Here is a 25,051-nt window from a genome sequence, read left to right as displayed (position 1 = left end):
CCGATTTGAAGGAAGCATCGTACTTGCGCCGGGGTTTCTGTGCATTTTTGTGCTGCATTGTTACTTGCTAATTTACGCAAGTCAACTGTCCAGAAAAATTAGACCATCTCAAACAGCTTGCAAGAGATGAAATAGACCGGCAATTACTTGCCTGCGGCTGGCTGGTGCAGGATAAAAAAACTTTTAATCTTACGGCAGGCGTTGGTGTGGCCATCCGGGAGTTCCAAACTTCGGTGGGCCCGGCCGATTATGTGCTTTTTGTAAATGGAAAGCCGGTTGGACTGATTGAAGCCAAGCGGGAGGAAGAAGGCGTACGGCTGACTATGGTAGAAGACCAGTCTACCGAGTATGCTACGGCCAAACTCAAATACGTCAAGGCCGATCCCCTGCCCTTTGTGTATGAAAGCACCGGCGAGCTGACGCGATTTACCGATTACCGTGATCCCAAGCCACGTTCCCGACCCGTGTTCTCTTTTCACCGGCCGCAAACATTTGCTGCCTGGCTCCGGGAGCTAAAGACCCTACGGGCAAGGGTACACGATATTCCGCCACTGCAACCCGATGGCCTAAGAGATTGCCAGGTAACCGCCATCACTAATCTTGAGAAATCTTTTCGTGAGAATCGTCCTAAGGCACTCGTGCAAATGGCTACCGGAAGCGGTAAAACATTTACGGCCATTACCTCTATCTATCGCCTCCTAAAATTTGCAAGAGCCAAACGCATATTGTTCCTTGTGAACACCAAGAACCTGGGCGAACAGGCCGAACAGGAATTCAAGAAATTTGAGCCGCAGGATGATAACCGTCTTTTTCCTGAACTCTACGGCGTTACCCGTTTAAGCAGTTCCTTCATTCCTCCTGATAGCCAGGTGTACATCAGCACCATTCAGCGCCTCTATTCCATACTCAAAGGAACCGAGCTGGATGAACGCGATGAAGAAGAAGACCCTGCCGAAAAGAGGTGGAAGCCCAAAGAGCCCATGCCCGTGGTGTACAACCAAAAAGTGCCGATGGAGTTCTTTGATTTTATCGTGATTGACGAATGCCACCAGAGCATTTATAATTTATGGAAGCAGGTGCTCGATTATTTTGATGCGTTTCAAATAGGCCTCACCGCCACACCCGATAACCGCACCTTTGGTTATTTTGACCGCAACATAGTATCGGACTATGGCTATAAAAAAGCCGTGGAAGACGGTGTGTTGGTACCCTATAATGTGTTCCAGATAGAAACAAAGATCACCAAGGGCGGTTCTAAAATATCCATCGGTGAATACATAGGCCAGCGGGAGAAACTAACCCGTAAGGAGTTTTGGAACAAGCTGGATGAAGACGTTGAATACAGCCAAAAGCAACTGGATGATAAAGTCGTGAACCCGGCCCAGATCACCCTCATCATACAAGCGGTGCGTGACCAGTTGCCCGCCATGTTTCCCGACCGCGTCGATGCGGACGGAAGGTTTGAAGTACCTAAGACCCTCATCTTCGCCAAGAGCGACTCCCACGCCGATGACATCATCAACATTGTGCGAAGGGAGTTTGCCGAGGAAAACCGCTTTTGTAAAAAGATCACCTATCGCACGGCGGAAGGCCCCGAAAAGGAAGACCCCAAGACCGTGCTGCAACAGTTCCGCAATTCCTATTATCCACGCATAGCTGTAACGGTGGACATGATTGCGACCGGCACCGATATTCGTCCGCTGGAAGTGCTCCTGTTTATGCGTGATGTAAAAAGCCGCTCTTATTACGAACAGATGAAAGGCCGTGGCACCCGCACCTGCAGCCTCGATGAACTCCGCAGCACCGGTACCCCGGCTGCCAAGTTTACCAAAGACCATTTTGTGATCATTGATGCCATTGGTGTAGAAAAGAGCCAGAAGACAGATAGTCGCCCGCTGGAGAAGAAACCGGGCATGAGTTTGAAAGAAGTTGTAGAAAGAGTAGGCATGGGGCAAAAGGATGAAGAACTGCTCTCCACCCTTGCCAACCGCCTCATACGACTGGACAAACAAATAACCGATAAAGAACGAGCCCTCTTTGCCGAAAAAGCCGGAGGCCAAACAATTAACCAGGTGGTAAAGGCTTTGTTGAATGCCTACGATCCGGATACAGTTGAAAGTTTAAGGTTTGATGTTCAAAGTTCAATGCCTGATGCTTCAGTTGAGCAACAACTTGAAACGTTAAACCTTAAACATGAAACCTTGATTGAAGACGCTACCCACATCTTCAACAACTACGACCTGCGCAATTATATCATTGACGTTCGCAAAAAATACGACCAGTACATTGACCACATCAACCCCGACGAAATCACCAGCATGGGTTGGGTGGCCGACAGCAAGGCTGCAGCCGAAGCCCTGGTGCACGATTTTGAACAGTGGATAAGAGCAAATAAAACGGAGATCACGGCTCTGCAAATCTTTTATGCGCAGCCTTACCGCCGCAGGGAGCTTTCGTACGCTATGCTCAAAGAACTGGCTGAAACCGTGAAGATGCAAAAGCCCGGGCTGGCGCCGCTCCATGTATGGCAGGCCTACGAGCAGTTGGAGAAAGTAAACGGCCGGCCAAAAGGCGAACTGATGGCCCTTGTGGCCCTGGTGCGCCGGGTAAGCGGCATGGACGCCACCCTTACGGCCTTTGATAAAACGGTGGACCGCAATTTCCAGGACTGGATCTTCCGCAAGCAGGCCGGCACCCTCAAGTACACCGAAGAACAGGTGCAGTGGCTGCGCATGATAAAAGATTACATCGCCGCCTCCTTTCACCTGGAGCGGGACGATTTTGAGCTCGATCCCTTTAACAAGCAGGGCGGCCTTGGAAAAATGTGGCGCCTGTTTGGCGAAGAAACCGATGCGATTATTAATGAATTAAATGAAAGTTTGGTGGCGTAGAAGGGTGTACTAAGCAGCAGTGCTACTATAAAGCGTCTGTTGCGTCGCACTCTTGTACGTTCGGTAACAATATTGAGCAATGAAGGAAGAGCAAACGATAAACGGAATACCAAAAAATTGGAAATGGGTAAAACTTCAGGACATTGTCTCCGTGTTAGGCGATGGCCTTCATGGAACGCCAATATATTCAGAAGATGGCGAGTACTACTTTATAAATGGCAATAATCTAAGCAACGACAAAATCATCATAAAAGAAAATACAAAAAGAGTTTGTGAAGAACAGTTTGCGAAGCATAAAAAAAATTTAACGGACAAAACAATCCTTGTCTCAATAAATGGAACAATCGGAAACGTAGCTTTCTATAAAAATGAAAAAGTAATCTTAGGTAAAAGTGCTTGTTATTTCAATGTAAAGGACGACATAAATAAATATTTTATAGCCTTGTTGTTGAAAACAGAAACGTTTCTTCGCTATGCAAATAATTCAGCAACGGGAAGCACAATCAAGAATGTGTCTCTGAAAGCAATGAGGGAGTTTGAGTTCCCTTTACCACCACTCGAACTTCAAACACAAATTGTTTCCAAAATAGAAGAACTCTTTAGCGAATTAGATAAAGGCATTGAAGAATTAAAAACAGCGCAACAGCAATTAAAAGTTTACCGGCAAGCAGTATTAAAATGGGCTTTTGAAGGAAAGCTAACAAATGAAAATGTAAAGGATGGTGAGTTGCCGGAAGGTTGGAAGTGGAAAACGCTTGGTGAACTCTGCGACCCTCAAAGGAAATGTTCTTATGGCGTATTGGTTCCGGGAGATCATGTTGAGAATGGAGTAACATTGGTGAGAGTAGGTGATATTGATGATAATGGGAGAATCGACCAATCAAAACTGAAGAAAATTTCACCTCAGATTGCGAGTAAATTCAAAAGAACATTCTTACAAGGCGGAGAAGTTCTTATATCACTTGTTGGTGCAATCGGTAGAACCGCAGTCGTACCTGTTTCACTAGCGGGTGCAAATACAGCAAGAGCAGTTGGAGTTATTCCAATTTCTAAAGATGTATCTGCAAAGTTTGTAGAAGCGATGCTAAGGTCGCCAGATAAGATTCGTGAACACAACAACAGTTCACATGAAGTTGCAAGGAAAACCTTGAATTTGGAAGATGTTATTAAATCAAACATTCCATTGCCACCGATTGAAGAACAACAACAAATCGTCCAAGAAATAGAAAGCCGCTTAAGTGTTTGTGATAAAATAGAAGAAACTATAACTGACAGCTTAAAGCAGGCAGAAGCTTTAAGGCAAAGTATTTTGAAAAAAGCCTTTGAAGGTACTTTAATAAATTCAGATAACTTATGAGAATCTTAGACCATTTCGTCAGAAAAAATGAGAAAGACTTTGTTTTCTATAAGCTTAAAGAAAAAGAACTTGAAACATTCATAAATAAGCTGACGCAAAATTTCAGACTCTGTTATATAAGTGACGAAGAATTAACCCACAAATGCAAGGCAAACGGGATGACAACGGCCGAGTTCTTAGAGTCTTATGTATTGCCAGACGATGGAAAAATAAAATCTGGTGATTTCGGCGAAATGTTCTGCCATTACGCGGTTGTTGATAATTGGGGAAGGAAAGGCAAGCTATTTACTGGGCCATTAAAATGGAGATGGAAAGACAGAAATAAACCAATGCAATATGCAGATTCTATAATGTTTTACATGCCCGACAAAAGGGCTTCGAGTGAAGATATGTTATTGACAATAGAGTCAAAAATGAAGGCAACCAAATCTACGCAGCACAGAATTCAGGACGCCATTGATGGAGCTACGTTGGATAAGCTTTCAAGAATATCGAAAACATTGGAGTGGTTAGAAGAAAAATATGCTCGACTTGGATTAATTAAAGAAAGAAATTTAGTTAGAAGGTACAAGGATCCGGCTTCTTATGGCAATTTTAATATTGTCAATAAGGCAATTGCAGTAGTAGATTGTGAATGTGAGACTGGAGAAATTGATAAAGCATTTGAAAACAAAGAAAGCGTATCGGTTATTGTTTTTTCAATGAAAGATTTAAAATCTATATACGAACGCACAAGAGTGAACATAATTAATTCTGATTGTAATGCCGAGTAGTAGTAAATTAAATACTTGGATAGCAGAATCAGGTTCGTGGCAGGCCTTTGTGGATTTTAATCTGCCCACCGAAGATCAAGCCAAGTACAGTTTCATTCAAACAATACCTTCCTTTTACCTAAGCCTTATGGCTAGGGCATTTGAATTAATAAAATCGAAGGCATATCTACAATATGAAGATGAGTTATTGTCAATTGCAAAGGGCTTAGAAATATTTTCTCTAAAAAACAAAAAAGATTTTTTCACGGGAGTAAACCAAAATAACAATCTGCTGTACGCAGCTGGACTATATTATTTAGCTGATTATTCAGCATCAGCTTATATACTTGCTAATCTCACTTCTAAAGACGCTTATACAAATGAGATAGATAAATTCATTTTAGGATTCTTAAAAAGAGACTTATCAGACGAATCATATCTCGAATACGAACTGAAAGCTATACTAACTAAAGGCTCGATTCGAAAGAGGCTATTTTCTGGAAAAATTTCAAGGCTGAAAGAAGCGGCATTTGATGAGAGTTACGATGAGTATTGTTCGTTGTTATTATTAGAAGCAATAATTGAAAAGTTTGAATCAGATAACATCTGGACTACCTTATTTGAGCAAAACAATAGTTTAGCACACTGGAGACCATTCGTTGAACATAATCTAAACAAGAAAGTGCCAATTTGGAATTTTTTTCCGTCTCAAAAAAAGGCAATTGAATCTGGAGTTTTAGAAAACAAGACATGTTCGTTACAAATGCCTACAAGCGCAGGCAAGTCCTCAATCGCTGAATTAATTATTTACGACGAGTTTACGAAAAATCAAAGCTGCAAGATTCTTTATTTAGTTCCTTTTAGAGCTTTAGCTTCAGAGTTGAAGAGTTCTTTGGTTGTTAGCTTGAGTGAATTAGGTGTCAAATCCAAAACAATTTATGGCGGCAGTTTGCCAACCGCCGAAGAAAAATCTTCTATCAACGACGTAAATCTATTGATATCTACGCCAGAAAAGTTTATGGCCATTGAAGACGTCTTTCCTGATATAGCAAAGACCTTTTCAACAATAATTTGTGATGAGGGCCATTTGTTAGATGATGAATCAAGAGGCCTTGACTACGAGTTATTGTTATCTAGGTTAAAAGAAGATGTCAAGGATCGGCGATTCATCTTTATTTCGGCTATTATACCAAACATTGCCACTGTAAATAACTGGCTCGGAGGAACAGATGCCTCAGTTATTTCCTCTTTATATCGACCAACGTTATTAGAGTTTGCTTTTCTGAATAAGATGGAATCCCGCACAGTTGGTTACTACTTGGATATTAATCCTACCTATAAAAAGCCTTTTAACTACCAATTATATCGATTTCTTTATGGCAATGAATTGAATATTGCAAATCCAAAAAATGGTAAGGTTAGCAAAATTTCTAGTCAGAAAGGCCTTTGTGTTGCAGTTTCATTGAAAGCAGCAAATATTGGATCTATTGCTCTGTTTGCACCTCATAAGCGAGGCAATACTGGCGTTGAAGGGTTAGTTGCAGAGATGATCAGTCAATGTGATTATCGAGAAGGGGTTTCCTTAACTAAATTTTCAAATAAAAAGTATCTAACGTACTTGGAGGATTATTTTTCTGTCGTTTTTGGAAACAAATACCTATTAGTCGAGAGTGTAAAAAGAGGTTTTCTTTTTCATCATGGCGATTTTCCACAAGGTGTAAGAGAAATAATTGAAGACGCAATTAGAAGTAGTAATATCAGATTAGTTATATGTACAAACACATTGGCAGAAGGAGTTAATCTACCTATAAGAACTATAGTAATTGCCTCAACAAAGAGGTTTAACCCGGAAATGCCTGGGAACTATGAGACTATTAAAATAAGAGATTTGAAAAATCTTGTTGGACGTGCAGGAAGGGCAGGAAAAGAAACAAAAGGATTGGTAATTATTCCCAACTCTGATGATTTTAATACAATCAGAAATTTAATTGAAGAAACGAATGTCGAGCCAGTAAAAGGTCACTTGTACAATGTTATCAAAATCATCACTGCATACTTAAAGAAAAGAAGATTAAAAATTTCGAACGAAGTTTTAGATGATTTAGGAACTGAACTTCAATTACTTCTTGATTCGATAGACATTTCAATAATTGACCTGTTATCTGAAAAAATTTCTGTGGAGGAGTTGAAAAATGTTGTCAATGCTCACTTAAAAAATACACTTTCTTTTTATCAGTCAGATATTGACGAGAAGCAGACACTTGAAACACTCTTCGAAATACGGTCTGAAAAGCTTTTACCTATAATTGAAAACAATGAGTTCAGATTGTTGAAAAATAGCGGCACATCTTTAAGGATGTATGAAGAAATAAGAATTCACTTTGATTTTGAAGATCAAGTATGGAACGAAGATGTTGACCCATTAGATGATCAATGGATTGGATACATACTTGAAGATGGGATATTCAAGCTGGAACAATTCAAAGCCGAGTTGATTTCTTTTAATGAAACAAACAAATGTGAGATAACATTGAAGGATCTCACGACAGCCATTGTAGTATGGCTTGATGGTGGGTGGTATGGGGAAATCGGAGATACACTTGGACTAGAAACATATCAGACGTTAAGACTTGTTAATTCTTTCATTTGCTATAACATCCAAACTAGAGCGGCCAGTATTATTCGTCTTAAGGAATTAAATACTCCAAACTATGAACTTCCTATTCAAATCTTTAACTGGCCTTCCTATATTCAATTCGGTGTAGCTAATGCACTTCAATTAAGCTTAATTGAAATGGGACTGAACGATCGAATTGCTATTTTAGAAATGTCGGACATCTTAAATGAAATGGGTCATGAATTCGTGGACTACAATATTTTGAAAAGCTATCTATATAATTTGCGGCAAGAGATTATGGAGAGGTTATCAGGAAGAGTTCCTTTTTTGTCTTATGAGAAAGTTTCTTCTTTTATTGAGCAACTACAATATCGAAATATTCTTTAATTAATCCATATCCATATGTTTGAATAAAGTACAACTTATTAGTTCCCACTAAATTGTTCATGTCTTCTGCAGCACAAGGCTCAGAACGTACAAAAGTGCGACGCAACAGAAGCTTATAGTAGCACTTCAGCTTAGTACATAAAAAATCATTTCATGTCCACCAATCAAATCATATCCAAAGTCTGGTCTTTCTGCAATACCCTTCGTGATGATGGCGTAGGCTACGGCGATTACCTGTCTGAACTTTGATTTTTATGATTAAAAGAATACTATGAATTATGGCGGCTATCGTTAATGAGAAGTATCCCGAGAGTGAGCTGACGGGAAAGATCATCGGTTGTAGCATGGAAGTGCATCGCATTTTGGGAAACGGTTTCCAGGAGGTGATCTATCAGCGGGCCCTGGCCATTGAATTCAATCGGCAGGGCATTCCCTTTAGCCGGGAGCACGAAATGGCTATTAATTACAAGGGAGAAAACATCGGGTCACGCAGGGTGGATTTTTTTGTGGCTGAAAAAGTAATGGTAGAGTTGAAAGCCATGATTCAACTGGAGGATGTTCACCTGGCACAGGCCATCAATTACCTGGAGGCTTATGGCCTGCAAACAGGCTTGCTGATCAACTTCGGTGCAAAGAGCCTGGACTTTAAACGGGTTATGAAACCGCTTAAAAAATCATAGCCCGTCAAACAATCATTCCAATCACAGTTCAAAGACAATCATGAGCACCAATCAAATTATATCGAAAGTTTGGAGTTTTTGTAACACGTTACGAGACGACGGTGTAGGCTATGGCGACTATCTAGAACAGTTAACCTACCTCTTGTTCTTAAAAATGGCCGATGAATACAGCAAGCCACCGTACAACCGTACCATCAACATACCCTCAGCCTACAACTGGCAAAGCCTAACCGCTTTGCGGGGTGCGGAGCTGGAAGGGCATTATACGGTGGTGCTTCGGGAACTGGGAAAAGAAAAAGGCGTGCTGGGCCAGATCTTTACCAAGAGCGGGAACAAGATACAGGACCCGGCCAAGCTGTATAAGCTGGTGCAGATGATAGATGCCGAGAACTGGGTGCTGATGGGCGCCGATGTAAAAGGCGATATTTATGAAGGCCTGCTGGAGAAGAATGCAGAAGATACCAAGAGCGGCGCCGGCCAGTACTTTACGCCCCGTGCCCTCATCCGGGCCATGGTGGAATGTGTTCGTCCCGAGCCGATGAAAACCATTGCCGACCCGGCCTGTGGCACGGGTGGTTTCTTTTTAGCAGCCTATGATTTTATTGTCGCCACGCATACAGATTTAGACAAAGAACAAAAGCGTTTTTTAAAGTTCCACACCTTTTGGGGCAACGAGATTGTAGCCGGTACCCGCAGGCTGGCCCTCATGAATTTGTTCCTCCACAACATTGGCGATATCGACAGCGATAACTCCATTTCACCCGCCGATGCGCTGATTGCTCCTCCTGCGGAGCGGTATGATTACGTGCTGGCCAACCCGCCCTTTGGCAAAAAAAGCAGCCAGACCTTTACCAACGAAGAAGGCGAGCAGGAAAAGGAAGACCTCACCTATAACCGCCAGGATTTCTGGGCCACCACCTCCAACAAGCAACTGAACTTTGTGCAGCACATCCGCTCCATGCTCAAGCCATCGGGCATGGCAGCAGTAGTAATTCCGGACAATGTACTCTTTGAAGGCGGGGCAGGAGAGACGGTGCGCAAGAAGCTGCTGGAGACAACCGATGTACATACCATTCTTCGCCTGCCCACCGGTATCTTTTATGCCAATGGCGTAAAGGCCAACGTGGTGTTCTTCGACAACAAGCCTTCGAGCAAAGACCCGTGGACGAAAGAGATCTGGTTTTACGATTACCGCACCAATGTGCACCATACGCTGAAGAAGAATCCATTAAAGCTTAGCGACCTGCAGGATTTTATTACTTGCTATAATCCTTCTAATCGGCATAAACGAAAGGAAACCTGGAGTGCCGAAAACCCGGAAGGTCGTTGGCGGAAGTACAGCTATGAAGAGATCATTGCAAGGGATAAAACCTCGCTGGATATTACATGGCTGAAGGATAAATCACTGGCTGATTTGGATAACCTGCCCGACCCGGATGTGCTGGCGGAAGAGATAGCGGAGAATCTGGAAAGTGCGCTGGGGAGTTTTAGAGAAATTATTGCGCAGTTGAAAAAATGAGGCAAGATTTCGAAGTTTCGCTACGGTATTGGCGCACAGGGCCAGTAGCGCAGACACCAGGCGGGTTTCGTACCAAACAAGGAGTTGCCGGCAGGCTGCATGCACCAGCGCTTTTTCTTTGCTCATCAACACCGGTTGCATCAACCAGTTTTTGATGAGCCGGCAATAAAAGACCATTTCCGTACCGGGCTTTACAGCACCAGTTTGTCCAGCTCTTCCATCATGGTCCTGCGTAGCTTGTACTGCTGGCGAAAGGTTTGCACCAGGTCTTTTACCAATGCATTTCCACCGGCCTGTTTTTGCAGCGCTACAAGCACTTTCCGGATCCGTACATAATGCGCCCGGCCCTGTTGTGCGGCGGCGTATTCCAGCAGCACCTTTTTGTACAGCGCCAATAGTGCTGCAGGGTAAAGGGGCCATAAGTGCTGATCGTACTGCAGCAAAAAATCAATGTTGGCAGCGGCTTCACAGAGGTGCAGCAGTTCGGGCCATAGCTGCTCTTCTACATAAAGCGGCGCCAGGCCCGAAGCAAATGACCAGGGGCCTGCACTCTTTTGTACCATTGCCAGCAGGCGTTGCCGCTGTGGGGGCCACTCCCCTGCCGGAAAGGCTGACCGGTACATGCGGAAGTAGGGAAGCGAATACTGTGTTTCGAGGAACAGATTGAGCGACCATTTGCGGATGCCTTCCACATCCTTACGCTGCTGCGCTATCTGCAATAACCATTCACACCAAAGGGTTTGCTGCCCGATGTTTTGCTGAAGGGCTTCTTCACAAAGCATGGCAGCCTCCGTAATGTTTCCCTGCCGGAGGTGATCCGCTACTACCTGGCGGCGAAAGTCCGGAATGTCGAGGTGCTGTAGCAGCATGGCGCGGGCCTCCTCCGGCCTGCCCATCTTTTGCAGCACCGTGCACTTCCAATGGAGCAAATTTTGCCTGGTGTACTGGCCCATCCAGCCATGCCGGACCGCGCTGGCCTTGCCCAGTTCCGTGTCCACTTCAGTCAGCAGTTGCCGGTACTGTTTTTCCTCCGAAGCAGCGGCTATGGCCAGCTCAAAAAAATCATCGGGCCAGTCCCAACCACGGTATTTTTTCTTTTTTCTTTCCTGCAGGGCCTGTTCAAACAATGCCTCCTTTAAGGCAAAGGGTGCTTCGCTTGTTACTACCCCGTACAGCACATCAAATGCAGCGCTGCTGATGTTGGTTGTATAACCGGCACTGTCATCCATACAGTCAATGATGCCGGCAATTTCTTCTATTAGTGCCATGGCGCCATCAGCTGCTTCGCGGAAAAATCCTTTTGCCAGGTTATTTTCCGCTTCACCGGCCAGCGCCAACAGCGGCTTCATGGCTTTATGGCTATCGGCATATTCTATAAATCCCCGGCGCATATAGGGCTTTATCGCAGCCTGGATGGCCTGGCGGTAGCCTTCTTTACCGGCCCCTCCTTTTTGAGTGAGCAGGTGAATGGTGAGAAAACTTTTAAACTCCCGGCTTTGCGCGGCGTAGGATAGCACCAGGGACAGCAGCTCTTCTTTTGAAAGCTGGTGCAGGGCCGTTTTTATGTCGGGGCCCTCCTTTTTAGCGCGGCCTTTTTTTGCTGCTGTTGCGCCAGCGGCAGGTTTGTTTTCTTCTTCTAGAGCTTCTTCCTGCTGCAGGGCCAGCAAAACCGCCACGATGTGCTTGCAGATGTCGGCATCATGCGGACAGGTGCAAGTAGCCTTTTGCAGGTCGTTGCCGGACAATTGGATATGAACTGCATAATCGTCGGTTCCCAGCACCAGGGCCTGCCATTTACCTTCGCCCTTGTGGTACAGGTCCGCTACCTGCTGCTGCTGGTAGTATGCCTTGCCCCGCATATAAATTTCGGGCGAAACATGATTTTGTAGCTGCCTGATATCGAACATAAGTAAAACGGGTGTAAAGGTCCCCCTTTCCGAGTAACCGGTTTTGTTTGAAAAAGGATGGGCCTCTGCTTAAAGTAAAAATATTTTCCTGAGTTATGTACAGGCATTCGTGGCCGGTGCGGTTAACGTAAGGCCCGGAGGTAATAACTGTTACATTGAAAGCTTTAAACAACGTTGTGGCATGATGGTACGAAACCGGAAGCACCCGTCTGTACTTTTTTTAATGGACTTGGGGTTTATAGTGGCTGATTGACACAAGGATTTGTCGGGTTCAATGATATTTTTTTGCAGTTGCCTTAAACCCGCCACTCGGTAAACAACCTGTATGCGCTTTGGTGCCGTCTTTTCGCAATCAAATTAAAATTCCCCGGCTGCTTACAATACTAACTTTTCTTTTCCGCCGCTTTGGGCCAACTTTGGCCCCATGAACGAACACATGGATCAGGCCATCTGCTCTATTGCCCGGGGTGATACCCGCCTGGCGGAAAGCTTTTTCCGCCGCCCCGGTGGCCGCCGTTACCTGGAGCAAATTTCCCTGATCCTGATCAACACGCTGGCGCCGCAGGCCACCGAAAAAGAAGAAATGTACCTCGGCTTTGTAGCCGTGCTGGATCAAATGGAGGAGCGGGTGCAACGCCAGTGGGAAGGTGCCGATATATTGGAATCGGCAATACAATCGCCGGGAGTAGAAGAGTAAGCTTCTGCGGCTAGCAACAACACCTCATTACACAAGCTGGTAGTCTTCAAATCCTGAGTCCTCTAAATATGGAAATTTATTTTCCGACACTATTTATATATCGTGCATGCACAACCGAAAACGTTTATCGAGTGTCAATAATTAAAACCCCAAATATTCAAGCTGTGTTTTTGCCCGCTAAGGTTGTCATGCCGAACTCCATTCGGCATCTCCTGTAACCTGGTTAAACCCTGATTATAGAAGGGGATGCCGAAACGAGTTCGGCATGACAGGTACTACTGCGCAGGACGCTACCCTGACGCGGTTTAGTACTACCCTTCAATAAAACAAAAATGCCGTGGTGCAAACCAGCGGCATTTTTTATTGCAAACAAAAAATTTCAAACAACACTTACAGCTTCTTACCAAAGCCATAAGCCAGCGTCAGCTCGGCGGAGCGCACCTGGTTGTAGTGGCGGCGCACCGACCCTGTTACGGCATCGTAGCTCAGGCCCACTGAAAGCTTTTCCCACTCCAATTGCACATACGGGAAAACCGAATCACCGATGCGGCTGCCCAGTCCAAACGTGAGGCTCCTCCCCGCTTCTTCGCCAATAGGAAAGCGATAGTCTACCGCTACCTGTTGCACTTCGTGCTGGCCCTGCCATTGCGCATTGGCACGCAGGGTCCATTCGGCGCCTTCGGCATTGATATAGCCCAGTGTGCCCTCGGCCACTTTACGCTGTGGTATGCGGTAGCCATTGCCATAGTTGTAGGCACTTTCCTCGGGCCTTGCTGCATGAAACAGCGCACCACCCAAGTGTGCACTCCATTGGGCGCCTTTGTAGCTATAGCCAATGCCGGTTTGCACATCCCAATAGCGATGCTTTTGCACCGTTACAGGATCGTGGGCCACACCGCGCATAAACCCAAACGAGCCAAAACCATTTTGCATGGTTGCCCCTGATGGATCGAGCAAGCGGTTGGCAAAGGTTCCGAGCAGGCCCACCGAAAGGCTGTGGCGGCCGGCCCGGTCCAGCGCATTGCGGTACGCCGCACCAACCGATGCATAGTTGTTTTTTAAAATGCCGCCGTTGCTCACTTCGCTCTGAAAGTTTCCGGCAAGCGTTAAGGCGCTGCCAGGCTGGCTCATATCAATGCGGTGCTCCACGGTAAGGGCACCTGTTTTATAAGGCTGTGTGCTGCCACCCCACCACTGCGACCGCATGTTGCCCTGCAGGCGCCAGCTGGTGGTTTGTCCTTCGCCGGCAAGTGCCGGGTTGATAGCCAGCGGCGAACGGTGTGCCTGTGAAAAAAACGGGTCCTGGGCCGAAGCCGATTGCTGTATTAGCAGCAGTATGATGGCGGTGGATATTTTGCGCAGATTCATTTTGTTCCGGTTTTTTATTGGATATGGAAATAACATTGATTTGGTGCGGAAAGGCCTCTTTAGCGGGCCAGTGTTACCGATCCGCTCCGGGTAATGGGTTTGCCGTTTTTGTCGACGCCGCTCAACACCCAGGTGTATGTAGCCATTGGCTGCACCTGTCCGCCAAACGTACCGTCCCACCCTTCATTCAGGTTGTTGGTTGAGAACACCTGTTTGCCCCATTGGTTATAAATCCTGAACGCGTTCAGGCTGCGCAGCGCCACTGCATTGAGGCGCAGTACATCGTTGATGCCATCGCCATTGGGCGAAAACAGGGTTGGTACAAATACATCTGGGCGTTCAAAAAGGCGCACCAGCACGGTATCCACCACTACACAACCCGATGCCTCTGTAATGGCCACCTGGTATTTCTGCTCGTCCTGCAGCCTTGCTTGCGGCGCAGGGCTGCTGGCATTGGTGAGGCCGTTGGCTGGCGTCCATTGGTATTTTACACCAAAGCTGCGTGCCTGCAAAGGCGTGGCTTCATCCTGCAGCGCATCTACATTGGGCATGCGTTGCGCAGTATGCTCGGGGTTGGCTACCCGCAGTGTGCCATCTATATAGTTAAATGTATAGTTGGCAGCAGCAGCGCCGCTGGCGTTAATGGCATAGTTGCCTGCAACACTGGTGTTGTTTGCGGCGGTAGTTAGTGTTGGTGCCGTTTGCAGCACCGAAGCATTTTCGCCCCTGACAAAGCCGGTGATGGTATAAGTAAATTCAGGATTGGTGTAGCCCACGCAGCGTACCTTATCGGCAGCTTTTACAGTAAGCACCTTAGGTGCAACAGTAAGCGACGCAGTGATGGTGCCGCCGTTGTAGTTGGCTGTTGCCGCCTGTGTTGCGGTGATCACTACCGTGCCTGCCCCGCGGATGGTTGCCTGCGTACCCGAAACTGTTGCCACCGCACCATTGGCGCTGGTGTAGGTAAATGTGCCGGGGCTCGTTGATGTTGGTTTAGCCAATGCAAAGGCAGCATCGCCATAGGTTTTGGCCAGGTTTTCAAAATTGGCCAGCACCGGGGCCGCCTTCGCTACAGTGATGTTGGCGTTTACCGAGGCACTGTTATAATTAGCATCTGCAGCTTGCGTAGCAGTGATAGTGGCCGTGCCTGCACCTACAATAGTGATGGTATTGCCCGACACAGTAACCACGGCCTTATTGCTGCTGGTATAGGTAAATACACCCGTGCTGTTCGATTGTGGTTGTTGCAGGTTAAATGCTGCATCGCCATAGGTCTTGTTCAGGTTTTGGAAACCAGTGATTGCAGGTGTTGCTTTTGTTACGGTAAGCGTTGTAGCTACACTGCCCTGCAGGTAATTGTTGTCAGGTGCCTGTGTAGCTGTGATGGTAGCAGTGCCTGCGCCAACAATTGTTACCGTGTTACCATTAACTGTTGCTACCGCAGTATTGCTGCTGCTGTAAGTAAATGCGCCTGTGCTGTTCGATGTTGGTGCTACCAGGGCAAATGCTGCATCGCCATAGGTTTTATTGATGGCTGCAATGTTGCCGATGGCCGGAATTGCTTTTGCTACCGTGATGGTTGCAGTAATCGTTGCAGCTTTATAGTTGGCTGTTTCGGCCTGTGTTGCCGTAATGGTGGCTGTACCCGCACCGGTAATGTTTACCATGTTGGCGTTAATGCCGGCCACACTTGTATTGCTGCTGGTATAAGTAAACGATCCGTTGCTGGCACTTGTTGGTGCAGTAAGCTCAAACGCAGCATCACCATATGTTTTGTTGATGGGTGCAAATGCACTCAATACCGGAGTGGCTTTGCCAACAGTGAGTACAGCGTTAGCAGTGGCAGCATTGTAGTTATCGGTTGCTGCCTGCGTAGCAGTGATCGTTGTTGTGCCGGCGCCTGCAATAGTAACGGTGCCGCCATTAATAGTAGCCACTGTAGCATTGCTGCTGGTATAGCCAAAGTTGCCATTGCTGATGCTTGCCGGTGCAGTCAATACAAACGGTGCATCGCCATAGGTTTTATTCAATGTAACAAAACCTCTAAGCACAGGGTTGGCCTTGGCTACAGTAAGTGTAGCAGTAACCGAACCGGAAAGATAATTGGCATCGGCAGCCTGCAATGCAGTAATCACTGCGGAGCCTGCACCTACGATGTTAATGGTGTTGCCATTTACCGTAGCCACAGCGTTGTTACTACTGGTGTAGGTAAATGCACCGGTACTGTTGGCTGTTGGTGCAACAAGTGTAAATGCCGCATCACCATATGTTTTGCTGATCGCCGCAAAACCACTGATGGCCGGTTGCGCTTTATTTACCGTAAGCATTGCGGTAACGGTTGCAGCGAGATAGTTTGCATCTGCAGCCTGCGTAGCCGTAATGGTAGCAGTGCCGGCGCCTTTGATGGTTACCGTGCTGCCATTAACAGTAGCTACTGCAACATTACTGCTGGTATAAGTAAATGCACCCGTGCTGGCAGAAGTTGGTTTTACCAAAGTAAATGCTGCATCGCCATAGGTTTTTGTTATGGCTGCAAAATTGGAGACAACCGGAACAGTTTTGCTTACTATAAGGTTAGCCGTAACCGAAGCGCTTTTATAATTAGGTGTTTCAGCCTGTGTTGCTGTAATAACAGCGGAGCCCGCACCTGCAATAGTAACAGTGTTGCCACTAATGGTTGCAACAGTAGCATTTCCACTGGTGTATGTAATTGCGCCAAGGCTGTTCGATGCCGGAGTTGTCAGGTTGAATGGAGCATCACCATAGGTTTTTGCCAGTGGAGAAAAACCACTGATCGAAGGGGTAGCCTTTACAACAATTATGGTAGTGGCTACCGAACTGCTCATGTAGTTGGCATCATCTACCTGGTGTGCAATAATAGAAGCAGTACCCGCACCCATGATGGTGATGGTGTTGCCTGCAACCATTGCCACAGAAGGATCGCTGCTGATATAATTAAATAAGCCCGTGCTGGTAGAAGTTGGCGCTGTAATAACAAACGGAGCATCGCCGTAAGTTTTATTGATCTGTACAAAGCCAGTGATTACAGGCATTGCTTTAATCACGGTTAATTCTGCGGTAACGCTACCGCCAACATAGTTGGCATCGGCTGCCTGTGTAGCAGTGATGGTAGCACTGCCTGCACCAACAATGGTTACCGTGCTACCGTTGATGGTAGCCACAGATGTATTGCTGCTGGTATAAGTAAATGCACCCGTGCTGTTCGAGGTGGGCGCAGTCAACTGAAATGGTGCGTCGCCGTATGTTTTATTCAGCGTTGCAAAGCCCGAGATCGTTGGGTTTTTGAGTACGGTAAAATTGCCGGTGGTGATAGAGGTGCCACCCGCGGTTGTAATTTTTATTTTACCCGTAGTATTGTTGTTGGCCACTACTGCCGTAATGGAAGTAGCACTTACCACGGTAAACGAGTTAACAGCTACATCGTTGATGTAAACCGCGGTAGCACCGGTAAGGTTGGTGCCGGTAATGGTAATGGTGGCACCAGCAAGTGCCGACGTTGGTGCAAACGATGTAATGGCCGGAGGCAGTGCCGAACTAAACGATGCACTGCTGGTGCCAGTGCCGGCTGCAGTGGTAACAGCAATAGTACCGTTGATGGTACCTGCCGGCACGGTGGCAACAATGCGTGTGTTGCTTTGCACGGTAAAACCGGTTACAGGAACGCCACCAATACTTACGGCAGTAGCGCCGGTAAAGTAACTACCATCAATGGTAATGGTGGTGCCTGCCGGCCCACTGGTTGGACTAAAGGAACTGATCACTGGCTTTTGCGCATTTACCGTAAGGGTAAATGTTTTGGGCGTTGCCAGGTACAAACCCGAAGCCGCCTGCGTGGCGGTAATAGTAGTATTTCCTACACCAACAATGGTAACGGTATTGCCGCTTATGGTAGCCACTGCGCTATTGCTGCTGGTATAGGTAAATGCACCCGAACTGTTCGATGTTGGATCGGTCAATTGAAATGGTGCGTCGCCCACATTTTTAGTAAGATTGCTTACCGTAAAAGTAGAAGGACCATAGACCGTTACATTAAAGTTTTGCAGTGTTGCAGTAGTTCCGTTGTCGGCTTTGATGGAAACTGCGTGTACACCGATGTTATTAATTGTAGGCGTACCCGAGATTGTGGCGCCTGTTTGCAGTTTGTGCACCTGACTAGACTCCTCAAGCCCAAAAACCAATGCACCTCCCGGAGTCAGGGACATACCCCATACAATTTGGTTGCCTGACCAAGCACTCGTGTATGTACTTAAATCAGGCGTGTATTTACGGACAAAGCCGTAGCCGCTCACATATACATAGCCATTTGCATCAACCTTTACATCACTTGCACTGCTTGGCAACGTGATTTTTTCAATCAATGTACTTTGCGGATTAGCAACCGAGGGATTTATGGTGTATACTTTTGAATAGCTCCAACTTGCAGCATACAGCAAACCGGACTGATTGAAGCCCAAACCAAAGACATCATATAGCGTTGCTACATCAGTGGTTGTCTTACTAGCTAAATTATGCCTTCGAATTTTCCCCGCCCCATAGTCGGCTATATATATAAAACCATCCCTATATGCCATTGATAAGGGATTATACAAAACTCCTTGAGCTACTACAGTTGTTTCTGTGGGCGTACCGGTGAGGTTTATTTTGGTGATGGAACCATTACCATAATTTTGATTGTCATAAAAGTTGGAAACGTACAGGTCATTTCCATGTACCATCATAGCATAGATATAAACCCCTCTGTTTTTGAACCAAGGAGTGGTGGTGCCATCCGGCGTTATTTTGTAGATCTGTTGACCGGTAAGGTCTGCCACATAAACATTTCCTGAGGCATCCCCCGCAATTCCTCCTGGATGACTAACTGCGCCACCAAACTGGGTTGATGTACTTTGCCCCGAGCTGCTAAATGTAAGCCATGAAGGAACAGTAACGGGGCTGATTGTTAGCGGCTTATTAGATGGCTCTGTTGCAGATGCGCCATAGGTATACGGCTGCCCAACTGTAGCGGTAGTAACAGGCGTACTGTTAAACGTTGGCCCTTGTGCAGTGGCAAAAAAAGCGGCAAATAGCAGGATAAAAGTAGTAGTCAACTTGTGGCTGGTGGCCGGCGCATTGCTGTACAGGAGTTGGCGCACAGCAGCCTTTACTACCCGGAGGTAAGTGGTCATCATAAGCAGAATGGATCTATACGTTTATTAAAGGATATTGGCTAAGCTAGTGCTAGCTGTATGGGGTGGGGCGATGATACACGTACATTACAAATCAATGCAATAATAGTGTTACGTGCGGCAAAGAAATAATAAAACATAAATGCAATAAGCAGGGCGCATCAGTTATTTAAACAATTAAGTGATTGCTCCTATAACTACTTAGCTTAAGCGCTTTTATAATGGCATCACATAAAATATTTGCACAAACTGTAGTTGGGAAATAAATAAAAATTTCATCACGTTATCGATTATCGAAAGCAATGCATGCATTCAGGTGGATCAAATTTAATAAAGCTGCCATGTAACCATCAAGGTTGCTTAGTAATGGTTAAATTGCCCTTGGTCAATTCAATATTTAAAATACTTTTTACAACACTATATGGCTGAAACCATTCAACCGCTGGGCCGCACCGAGTTTGGCAACCCCGCCGATAAAGACAACGTGCTTACCGAAACGGAAGCCTTCGAGCTGCTGCACCAATGGGTGGAAAACGACCGGCTGCGCCTGCACATGAAACAGGTGGCCGCAGTAATGAAAGCATGGGCTTTGCAGCGGGAAGGCCTATCCGAAAATGAGGCACACAAATGGTGGCTGGCCGGGCTGCTGCACGATGCCGATTGGGAAAAGCACCCCACCGAACATTGCCGCATCATTGTGGAAGAATTGGAGCGCCGTCATATTGATCCGTCCATTATCCGCTGTATTGCTTCGCATGGGCCGCGCCATTTTGGTGTGGAGCCCGAAAGCAGCATGGAAAAAATGATCTATGTGTTCGACGAGCTTTCCGGCTTTATACATGCCGCTGCACTGGTGCGGCCGCAGCGCTACGATGGCATGGATGTAAAAAGCGTGCAGAAAAAATTAAAGACGCCTGCATTTGCCGCACAGGTTAGCCGCGAGGATATTGCAGATGCGTTGGGCCGCACTTCGCTTACGTTGGATGAGGTCATCATTTTTATCATCGAACACCAGCAGCATGTGTAATGATGCAAAAAGGATGGATATTTTTGGTATGATGAAACACAAGTGGCATATAATAACATTGTCGCTTGTTTAACCGGTTAGTGCGTTGCATTCAATGCTCCCATTCATGAAAAAATTCCTGCTCATACTGCTGGTGTTGATGTTGGCGGTCTTTGCTTTTTTGCTGTTTTTTATCCCTGCACAACAAACCATTTCGGGCACCATAGCTATTGATAACAAACCGGCATCGGTGGCACGGGTGCTGCAGCAACCAGAGCAATGGCACAAGTGGTGGCCGGGCACCGTACGCAATGGGGAATACTTTATGGACGAGCATGCATTTGTTGTTACAAAGGAGCTATACAATAACACGGTGGTGCACATCCGCTCCGCAAAAGACAGCATCACCAGCCTTATTACCCTGATGCCGGTAAACAAAGGCACTGTTGTAAAATGGGAATACACCACCAATAAAGCCGGTAACCTGTGGCAGCGGTTTAGCCAATGGCGGACAGCAAATGCAGTGGAAGAAAAGATGGATCAAATCCTGAACAGCATGCAGGCATTTGCATTGTCTGATACAAATATTTACGGCCTCGACATTGCTCTGCAAACCATTACCGATACTGCATTTGTAGCGCTCCGATTTCAAACAGCGCAGTATCCCACCGCTACCGAAATTTATAGCAACGTTGCCAAATTGCAACAATACATTAGCCAACAAGGTGCCGCTGCAACCAACGCCCCAATCCTGCATGTAAGCAAGAGTGCCAATGGTAATTATGAAAGCATGGTGGCTGTTGCCACCAGCCGCACACTACCGGCAAAAGACTCAATTATGTACAAAGCCATGGTGCGTGGAAATGTATTGGTTGCTACTGTTAATGGCGGGCAGGCTACCGTTGAGCAGGCATTGGTGCAGTTGGATCATTATGCACAGGATAAGGACCTGCGGGCACCGGCAATCCCGTTTGCCCTACTGGTTACCGATCGGTTGCAACAGCCTGATACGTTGAAGTGGGTGACACAAGTTTATTACCCGGTGTATTGAGCAATTTATTGGTTAGATGATGCTTCTAATACTAAATGTTATCAATCGAGCTTTTGAACTTCGAAGCTGTCATGCCGAACTTGTTTCGGCATCCCCTACATTTCGCGGAGTTATCACAGCACAAGGAGATGCCGAAACAAGTTCGGCATGACGTGTACTAGGCGACAGGATACTACTTTGTAAGTGAGTTGATGTAATGTTCTAATTGCGAATTGTCCTGCAGAAAGTATTGATACATTATTTTACCTGCCTATAAAAAATCTTACCAATTCAAAGTTTAATTCGAAACTCGTTTGACAGGAGTTATTCGCCGCAACAACATAGCGCTATCATTATTGCGGGCCAGCAGCAAAGCGTCACTGCCTGCTACATCCAATTTTGCCATGCGCCTTACCTGCCCCTGTATTTGCAATGAAGGTGTTGCCGCAGCAAAATTGCCCTTCCCCTTATTGATCAAAAAAATACCGCCGGCTGCATCCTGCCGACCGATGCCTACGCTGGCCTCCCAAAAATTTCCACCCAGCATGATGTCGGGAAGGTTGTCGCCATTAAAGTCAGTAACTGCTGCGGTTCGGTAAGTGCTCAATTGCGCCTGCCAGGGCAGCGGCATGGTGGTAAACGTGCCCTTGCCATCATTGAGCAGTACAGCGCTGGAAAAATAATCAGCCTTAAGGCGGGTGGCTGCCTGCAGTTTTGCATTGCCCAAAATATCGGGCAGCGTTGCTTTTGCAAAATCTGCCGCATACAAAAACTGTTTACGCAGCAGCGGTATTTGTTTTTCCAAATCCATTTTGGAAGCAAAAGGAATTTCACGCCCTGCTACAAAATAAGTAAGCACCTGCTCCTGTATGCCGTTGCCGTCAAAGTCGTGGCAATAAAGCTGCACCGGCTGGTCTGCGGTTGCCCGCAGGCGGTGGTTTTGTCCCAGGTTACCTGCAATCAGGTCCAGGTCACCATCCCTATCCACATCTACCGGCAGCACAAATTGCCACCATCCATTACCGTTAGTAAGGCTTTTTGCGCTAAACCGGCCGCTATTATTGATAAATGCCTGCACCGGCCCCCACTGTAGCGCCAGCACCAGGTCCTCGTCACCATCACCGTCCACATCGGCCCATGCCGCACCGCCAACCATACCCACATTTTGCAGGCCCGGGGCCAGTGCTGCGGTCCGGTCGCTAAAGCGGCCGGTGCCATCATTTTGCAACAGGTACGACCTGGGTGGCTGTCCGTATGCCATGGGTTCGGCCCGTGCGCCAATGAACAAATCCACGGCGCCATCGCCGGTAAAATCATGCGCCACCACGCAGGAGGCAGTAAGGTAAATGCCGGCAAAAGCATCGTGCTGGCGTTGCAGGTTGCCCCTGCCATCGTTGGTGTACAGCCGCGGCTGCCGCAGCGCATGTTCGCCGCGGTATTCGTTTCCACCCGAAGCAACAATCAGGTCTTTAGCACCATCACCATTTACATCGGCCCACACTGCATCCACGTCTTCGGCCAGGCTGTCGGCCTGCAGTGCAGGTTGGTCCCGCGCCACAAATCTGCCCCCTTTTGTTTGCACCAAAATGGCTGCCGTGCTGCCGGCCGCAGCGCCCAAAAAAACATCGTCGAGCCCATCGCCATTAATATCGGCTACGGCCATTGCCGGCCCCTCACGGCTCACCATGTGCGGCATCAGCGGCTCGCGGTCAAATTCAACAAATGCATTTTCCTTGTGCCGGTATTCTAGCCCGCTGGCAGCAGTTATGTTTTGGAAATCAATTGTTGCGGCGTTGTCATTTTTATGCAAACGGGTATAATCGAAGCGGGGCAGGCCTTGTTTGTGTTGTACCCGCAGCTCGTTGATGCCCGCTTTCCACTGCAGCCGCTGGTAGCTGTTATCAGGCCAAATAAGAAGCATGGAATCGACAGTGGTTTGGTGCAGGCCTACATGCAGCGGCACTTCCATGCTCGACTGGAAACCCCGCACCCCAATATGCTCGTAGGTTCGAATGCCGCCATCTGCATACACCAGCAATTTTGCCCCAACCGCTTTTGTATTGCCCTTCGGGCCTTCAAGTTTTAGCCGCAAAAACGGCGTGGCTGCGGCATCGTTAGTTTTATTTTGATACACCAGCACTTCCTCGTCAATGTTGTTCACCACTATGTCCAGGTCGCCATCATTGTCCAGGTCGGCATACACGGCGCCGTTCGAAAAAGTAGGTTTGTCGCCGGCAATGGCGCCTGCTGCATCCTTAAACTGCAGGTTGCCACCATTGCGGAAAAATTTGTTGGGCAGCTTGATCTGCGGAAAAGCATCGATGGCGGCAAAATCGTTTTGGCCCACGGCACCCGAACTAATGCTGGTTTGCATTTGGCCACCCGAAACATACGCCACATAATCAATATCGTTGAGCCGGCGCGGAATGCCGTTGGAAACAAACAGGTCTTTGAGGCCGTCGTTGTCAAAATCCATCCACAGCGGTGCCCAGCTCCAATCGGTAGCCGCCACGCCACCGTACTGCGCCACCTCGCTAAAAGCGCCGTTGCCGCGGTTCCACTGCAAGGCATTGCGGGCATATTGCGGCTGGTAGCCGTATGCCTGTTTCATTTGAAAAATGGCGTACTCGTCATCTCCCAGCGAACGCTTCAGGATGTACGGGTCGGCGGGAAGCATATCCACCGACATGATCTCTGGAAACCCATCGTTGTCTGCATCGGCCACATCCACACCCATCGAAAACTGGCTGGTATGGCCCATTTGCCGGGCACCTTCATCCGTAAAACTGCCCTTGCCGGTATTGATGTAGAGGTAATCGTTTTCGTGAAAATCATTGCCGATGTACAGGTCGGGGTAGCCATCGAGGTTGATGTCGGAAACAGCAATGCCCAAGCCGTAACCAATGGCCGTGGAGTTGATGCCGCTTTCGCGGGTTATGTCGGTAAAATGGCCGCCGTCGTTGCGGTAAAACCGGTCGCCGGTTTGCGGATGATAGGTGCCGGCAAATGCTTTGCGTTCGGCAAAATTGCCCCGTTGGTGCACGGCATGGTTGAGCAGGTACAGATCCAGGTCGCCGTCGAGGTCAAAATCAAAAAAAGCGGCCTGTGTGCTAAAGCCGGAAAAAGCCACGCCCCGTTCGGCGGCCTCGTCTTTATACACCGGAACCCCGTTTTTGATGCCCTGGCAAATAAGCAACTGGTTGGCGCCCTCCAAAGATTCAAATGCACCCACCTGGCACACGTAAATATCGAGCAGGCCATCGCCATTTACATCGGCTACCGATACGCCGGTTGACCAGCCGCCACGGTCCGGAATGGCAGCAGCAGCCGTTGCAGTTTCAAAGGAAAGATTGCCCTTATTTAAATAAAGCTGGTTGGCGCCCTGGTTGGACGCGAAAAAAAGATCGGTGAGCCCGTCGTTGTTGAAATCGCCGGCACCCACCCCGGCGCCGTTGTAAAAATACATGTAGGTAAACATGTTGACGGCAGCAGTAGGCTTCAGGTTGTTGCTGTGGTGCAGCCCGGTACGCGATGATTGGAGCACTTCAAACAGGGCCGTCTGGGCTGGGGGTTTGCTGCAGCCGCCCGCCAGCAGTACCCAAAGGGCCACCGCCACCCAACTGCCCGCCTGTTTCATTACCGTGAGTTTCATCG

General features: G+C 47.3%; 13 protein-coding genes. 9 read left to right on the top strand and 4 right to left on the bottom strand.

Annotated features, from left to right (window positions below; all coding sequences use genetic code 11):
* Nucleotides 1-164: 164 nt before the first annotated feature.
* From DRJ53_RS06350 to DRJ53_RS06320, 6 genes are all read left to right on the top strand, one after another.
* Entirely contained in the window at nt 165-2,891 is a 2,727-nt protein-coding gene (locus tag DRJ53_RS06350; protein ID WP_241558471.1) for a type I restriction endonuclease subunit R, read from the top strand.
* 79 nt (nt 2,892-2,970) lie between these two features.
* The gene (locus DRJ53_RS06345; RefSeq protein ID WP_114234747.1) at nt 2,971-4,248 is read left to right on the top strand and encodes a restriction endonuclease subunit S; all 1,278 of its coding nucleotides are present in this window, start codon (nt 2,971-2,973) and stop codon (nt 4,246-4,248) included.
* Complete coding sequence (locus DRJ53_RS06340) at nt 4,245-5,021, top strand: Hachiman antiphage defense system protein HamA (protein ID WP_114234746.1); 777 nt, start codon at nt 4,245-4,247, stop codon at nt 5,019-5,021. The genes DRJ53_RS06345 and DRJ53_RS06340 overlap by 4 nt, the downstream gene beginning before the upstream one ends.
* Nucleotides 5,022-5,148: 127 nt before the next feature.
* Entirely contained in the window at nt 5,149-8,004 is a 2,856-nt protein-coding gene (locus DRJ53_RS06335; RefSeq protein WP_162303816.1) for a DEAD/DEAH box helicase, read from the top strand.
* Nucleotides 8,005-8,282: 278 nt separating this feature from the next.
* The gene (locus DRJ53_RS06325) at nt 8,283-8,684 is read left to right on the top strand and encodes a GxxExxY protein (protein ID WP_114234744.1); all 402 of its coding nucleotides are present in this window, start codon (nt 8,283-8,285) and stop codon (nt 8,682-8,684) included.
* Between the two features lie 40 nt (nt 8,685-8,724).
* Nucleotides 8,725-10,203, top strand: coding sequence for a class I SAM-dependent DNA methyltransferase (locus tag DRJ53_RS06320; protein WP_114234743.1), 1,479 nt, complete (start codon nt 8,725-8,727; stop codon nt 10,201-10,203).
* 191 nt (nt 10,204-10,394) lie between these two features.
* Here DRJ53_RS06320 and DRJ53_RS06315 read toward each other — a convergent pair whose 3' ends face one another.
* Complete coding sequence (locus DRJ53_RS06315; RefSeq protein ID WP_114234742.1) at nt 10,395-12,110, bottom strand: SWIM zinc finger family protein; 1,716 nt, start codon at nt 12,108-12,110, stop codon at nt 10,395-10,397.
* 424 nt (nt 12,111-12,534) lie between these two features.
* Here DRJ53_RS06315 and DRJ53_RS06310 point away from each other — a divergent pair, with 424 nt between their 5' ends.
* On the top strand, nt 12,535-12,807 hold the full coding sequence (locus DRJ53_RS06310) for a hypothetical protein (protein ID WP_114234741.1): 273 nt from the start codon (nt 12,535-12,537) through the stop codon (nt 12,805-12,807).
* 390 nt (nt 12,808-13,197) lie between these two features.
* On the opposite strand, the gene DRJ53_RS06305 is transcribed toward DRJ53_RS06310, so the two are convergent.
* On the bottom strand, nt 13,198-14,175 hold the full coding sequence (locus tag DRJ53_RS06305) for a PorP/SprF family type IX secretion system membrane protein (protein ID WP_162303815.1): 978 nt from the start codon (nt 14,173-14,175) through the stop codon (nt 13,198-13,200).
* A gap of 59 nt (nt 14,176-14,234) precedes the next feature.
* The gene (locus DRJ53_RS06300; RefSeq protein WP_162303814.1) at nt 14,235-19,361 is read right to left on the bottom strand and encodes an Ig-like domain-containing protein; all 5,127 of its coding nucleotides are present in this window, start codon (nt 19,359-19,361) and stop codon (nt 14,235-14,237) included.
* A 421-nt stretch (nt 19,362-19,782) separates the two neighbouring features.
* Between DRJ53_RS06300 and DRJ53_RS06295 the strand changes: the two genes are divergently transcribed.
* Together DRJ53_RS06295 and DRJ53_RS06290 are read left to right on the top strand one after the other, a co-directional pair.
* Entirely contained in the window at nt 19,783-20,388 is a 606-nt protein-coding gene (locus DRJ53_RS06295; protein ID WP_114234738.1) for an HD domain-containing protein, read from the top strand.
* A 106-nt stretch (nt 20,389-20,494) separates the two neighbouring features.
* Entirely contained in the window at nt 20,495-21,418 is a 924-nt protein-coding gene (locus tag DRJ53_RS06290; RefSeq protein ID WP_114234737.1) for a hypothetical protein, read from the top strand.
* Nucleotides 21,419-21,695: 277 nt separating this feature from the next.
* On the opposite strand, the gene DRJ53_RS06285 is transcribed toward DRJ53_RS06290, so the two are convergent.
* Nucleotides 21,696-25,049, bottom strand: coding sequence for a VCBS repeat-containing protein (locus DRJ53_RS06285; protein ID WP_114234736.1), 3,354 nt, complete (start codon nt 25,047-25,049; stop codon nt 21,696-21,698).
* Between the last annotated feature and the right edge of the window lie 2 nt (nt 25,050-25,051).

Origin of the sequence: Paracnuella aquatica, from assembly GCF_003332885.2 — a bacterium.
Taxonomy (GTDB): domain Bacteria; phylum Bacteroidota; class Bacteroidia; order Chitinophagales; family Chitinophagaceae; genus Flavisolibacter; species Flavisolibacter aquaticus.
This window is presented reverse-complemented; position numbering and strand designations above follow the sequence as displayed.

What these genes read in the sequence shown, in the direction of transcription:
- DRJ53_RS06345 (WP_114234747.1), top strand. Translation starts at nt 2,971, where the DNA reads ATGAAGGAAGAGCAAACGATAAACGGAATACCAAAAAATTGGAAATGG.
- DRJ53_RS06340 (WP_114234746.1), top strand. Translation starts at nt 4,245, where the DNA reads ATGAGAATCTTAGACCATTTCGTCAGAAAAAATGAGAAAGACTTTGTT.
- DRJ53_RS06335 (WP_162303816.1), top strand. Translation starts at nt 5,149, where the DNA reads ATGGCTAGGGCATTTGAATTAATAAAATCGAAGGCATATCTACAATAT.
- DRJ53_RS06325 (WP_114234744.1), top strand. Translation starts at nt 8,283, where the DNA reads ATGGCGGCTATCGTTAATGAGAAGTATCCCGAGAGTGAGCTGACGGGA.
- DRJ53_RS06320 (WP_114234743.1), top strand. Translation starts at nt 8,725, where the DNA reads ATGAGCACCAATCAAATTATATCGAAAGTTTGGAGTTTTTGTAACACG.
- DRJ53_RS06315 (WP_114234742.1), bottom strand. Translation starts at nt 12,110, where the DNA reads ATGTTCGATATCAGGCAGCTACAAAATCATGTTTCGCCCGAAATTTAT.
- DRJ53_RS06310 (WP_114234741.1), top strand. Translation starts at nt 12,535, where the DNA reads ATGAACGAACACATGGATCAGGCCATCTGCTCTATTGCCCGGGGTGAT.
- DRJ53_RS06305 (WP_162303815.1), bottom strand. Translation starts at nt 14,175, where the DNA reads ATGAATCTGCGCAAAATATCCACCGCCATCATACTGCTGCTAATACAG.
- DRJ53_RS06300 (WP_162303814.1), bottom strand. Translation starts at nt 19,361, where the DNA reads ATGACCACTTACCTCCGGGTAGTAAAGGCTGCTGTGCGCCAACTCCTG.
- DRJ53_RS06295 (WP_114234738.1), top strand. Translation starts at nt 19,783, where the DNA reads ATGGCTGAAACCATTCAACCGCTGGGCCGCACCGAGTTTGGCAACCCC.
- DRJ53_RS06290 (WP_114234737.1), top strand. Translation starts at nt 20,495, where the DNA reads ATGAAAAAATTCCTGCTCATACTGCTGGTGTTGATGTTGGCGGTCTTT.
- DRJ53_RS06285 (WP_114234736.1), bottom strand. Translation starts at nt 25,049, where the DNA reads ATGAAACTCACGGTAATGAAACAGGCGGGCAGTTGGGTGGCGGTGGCC.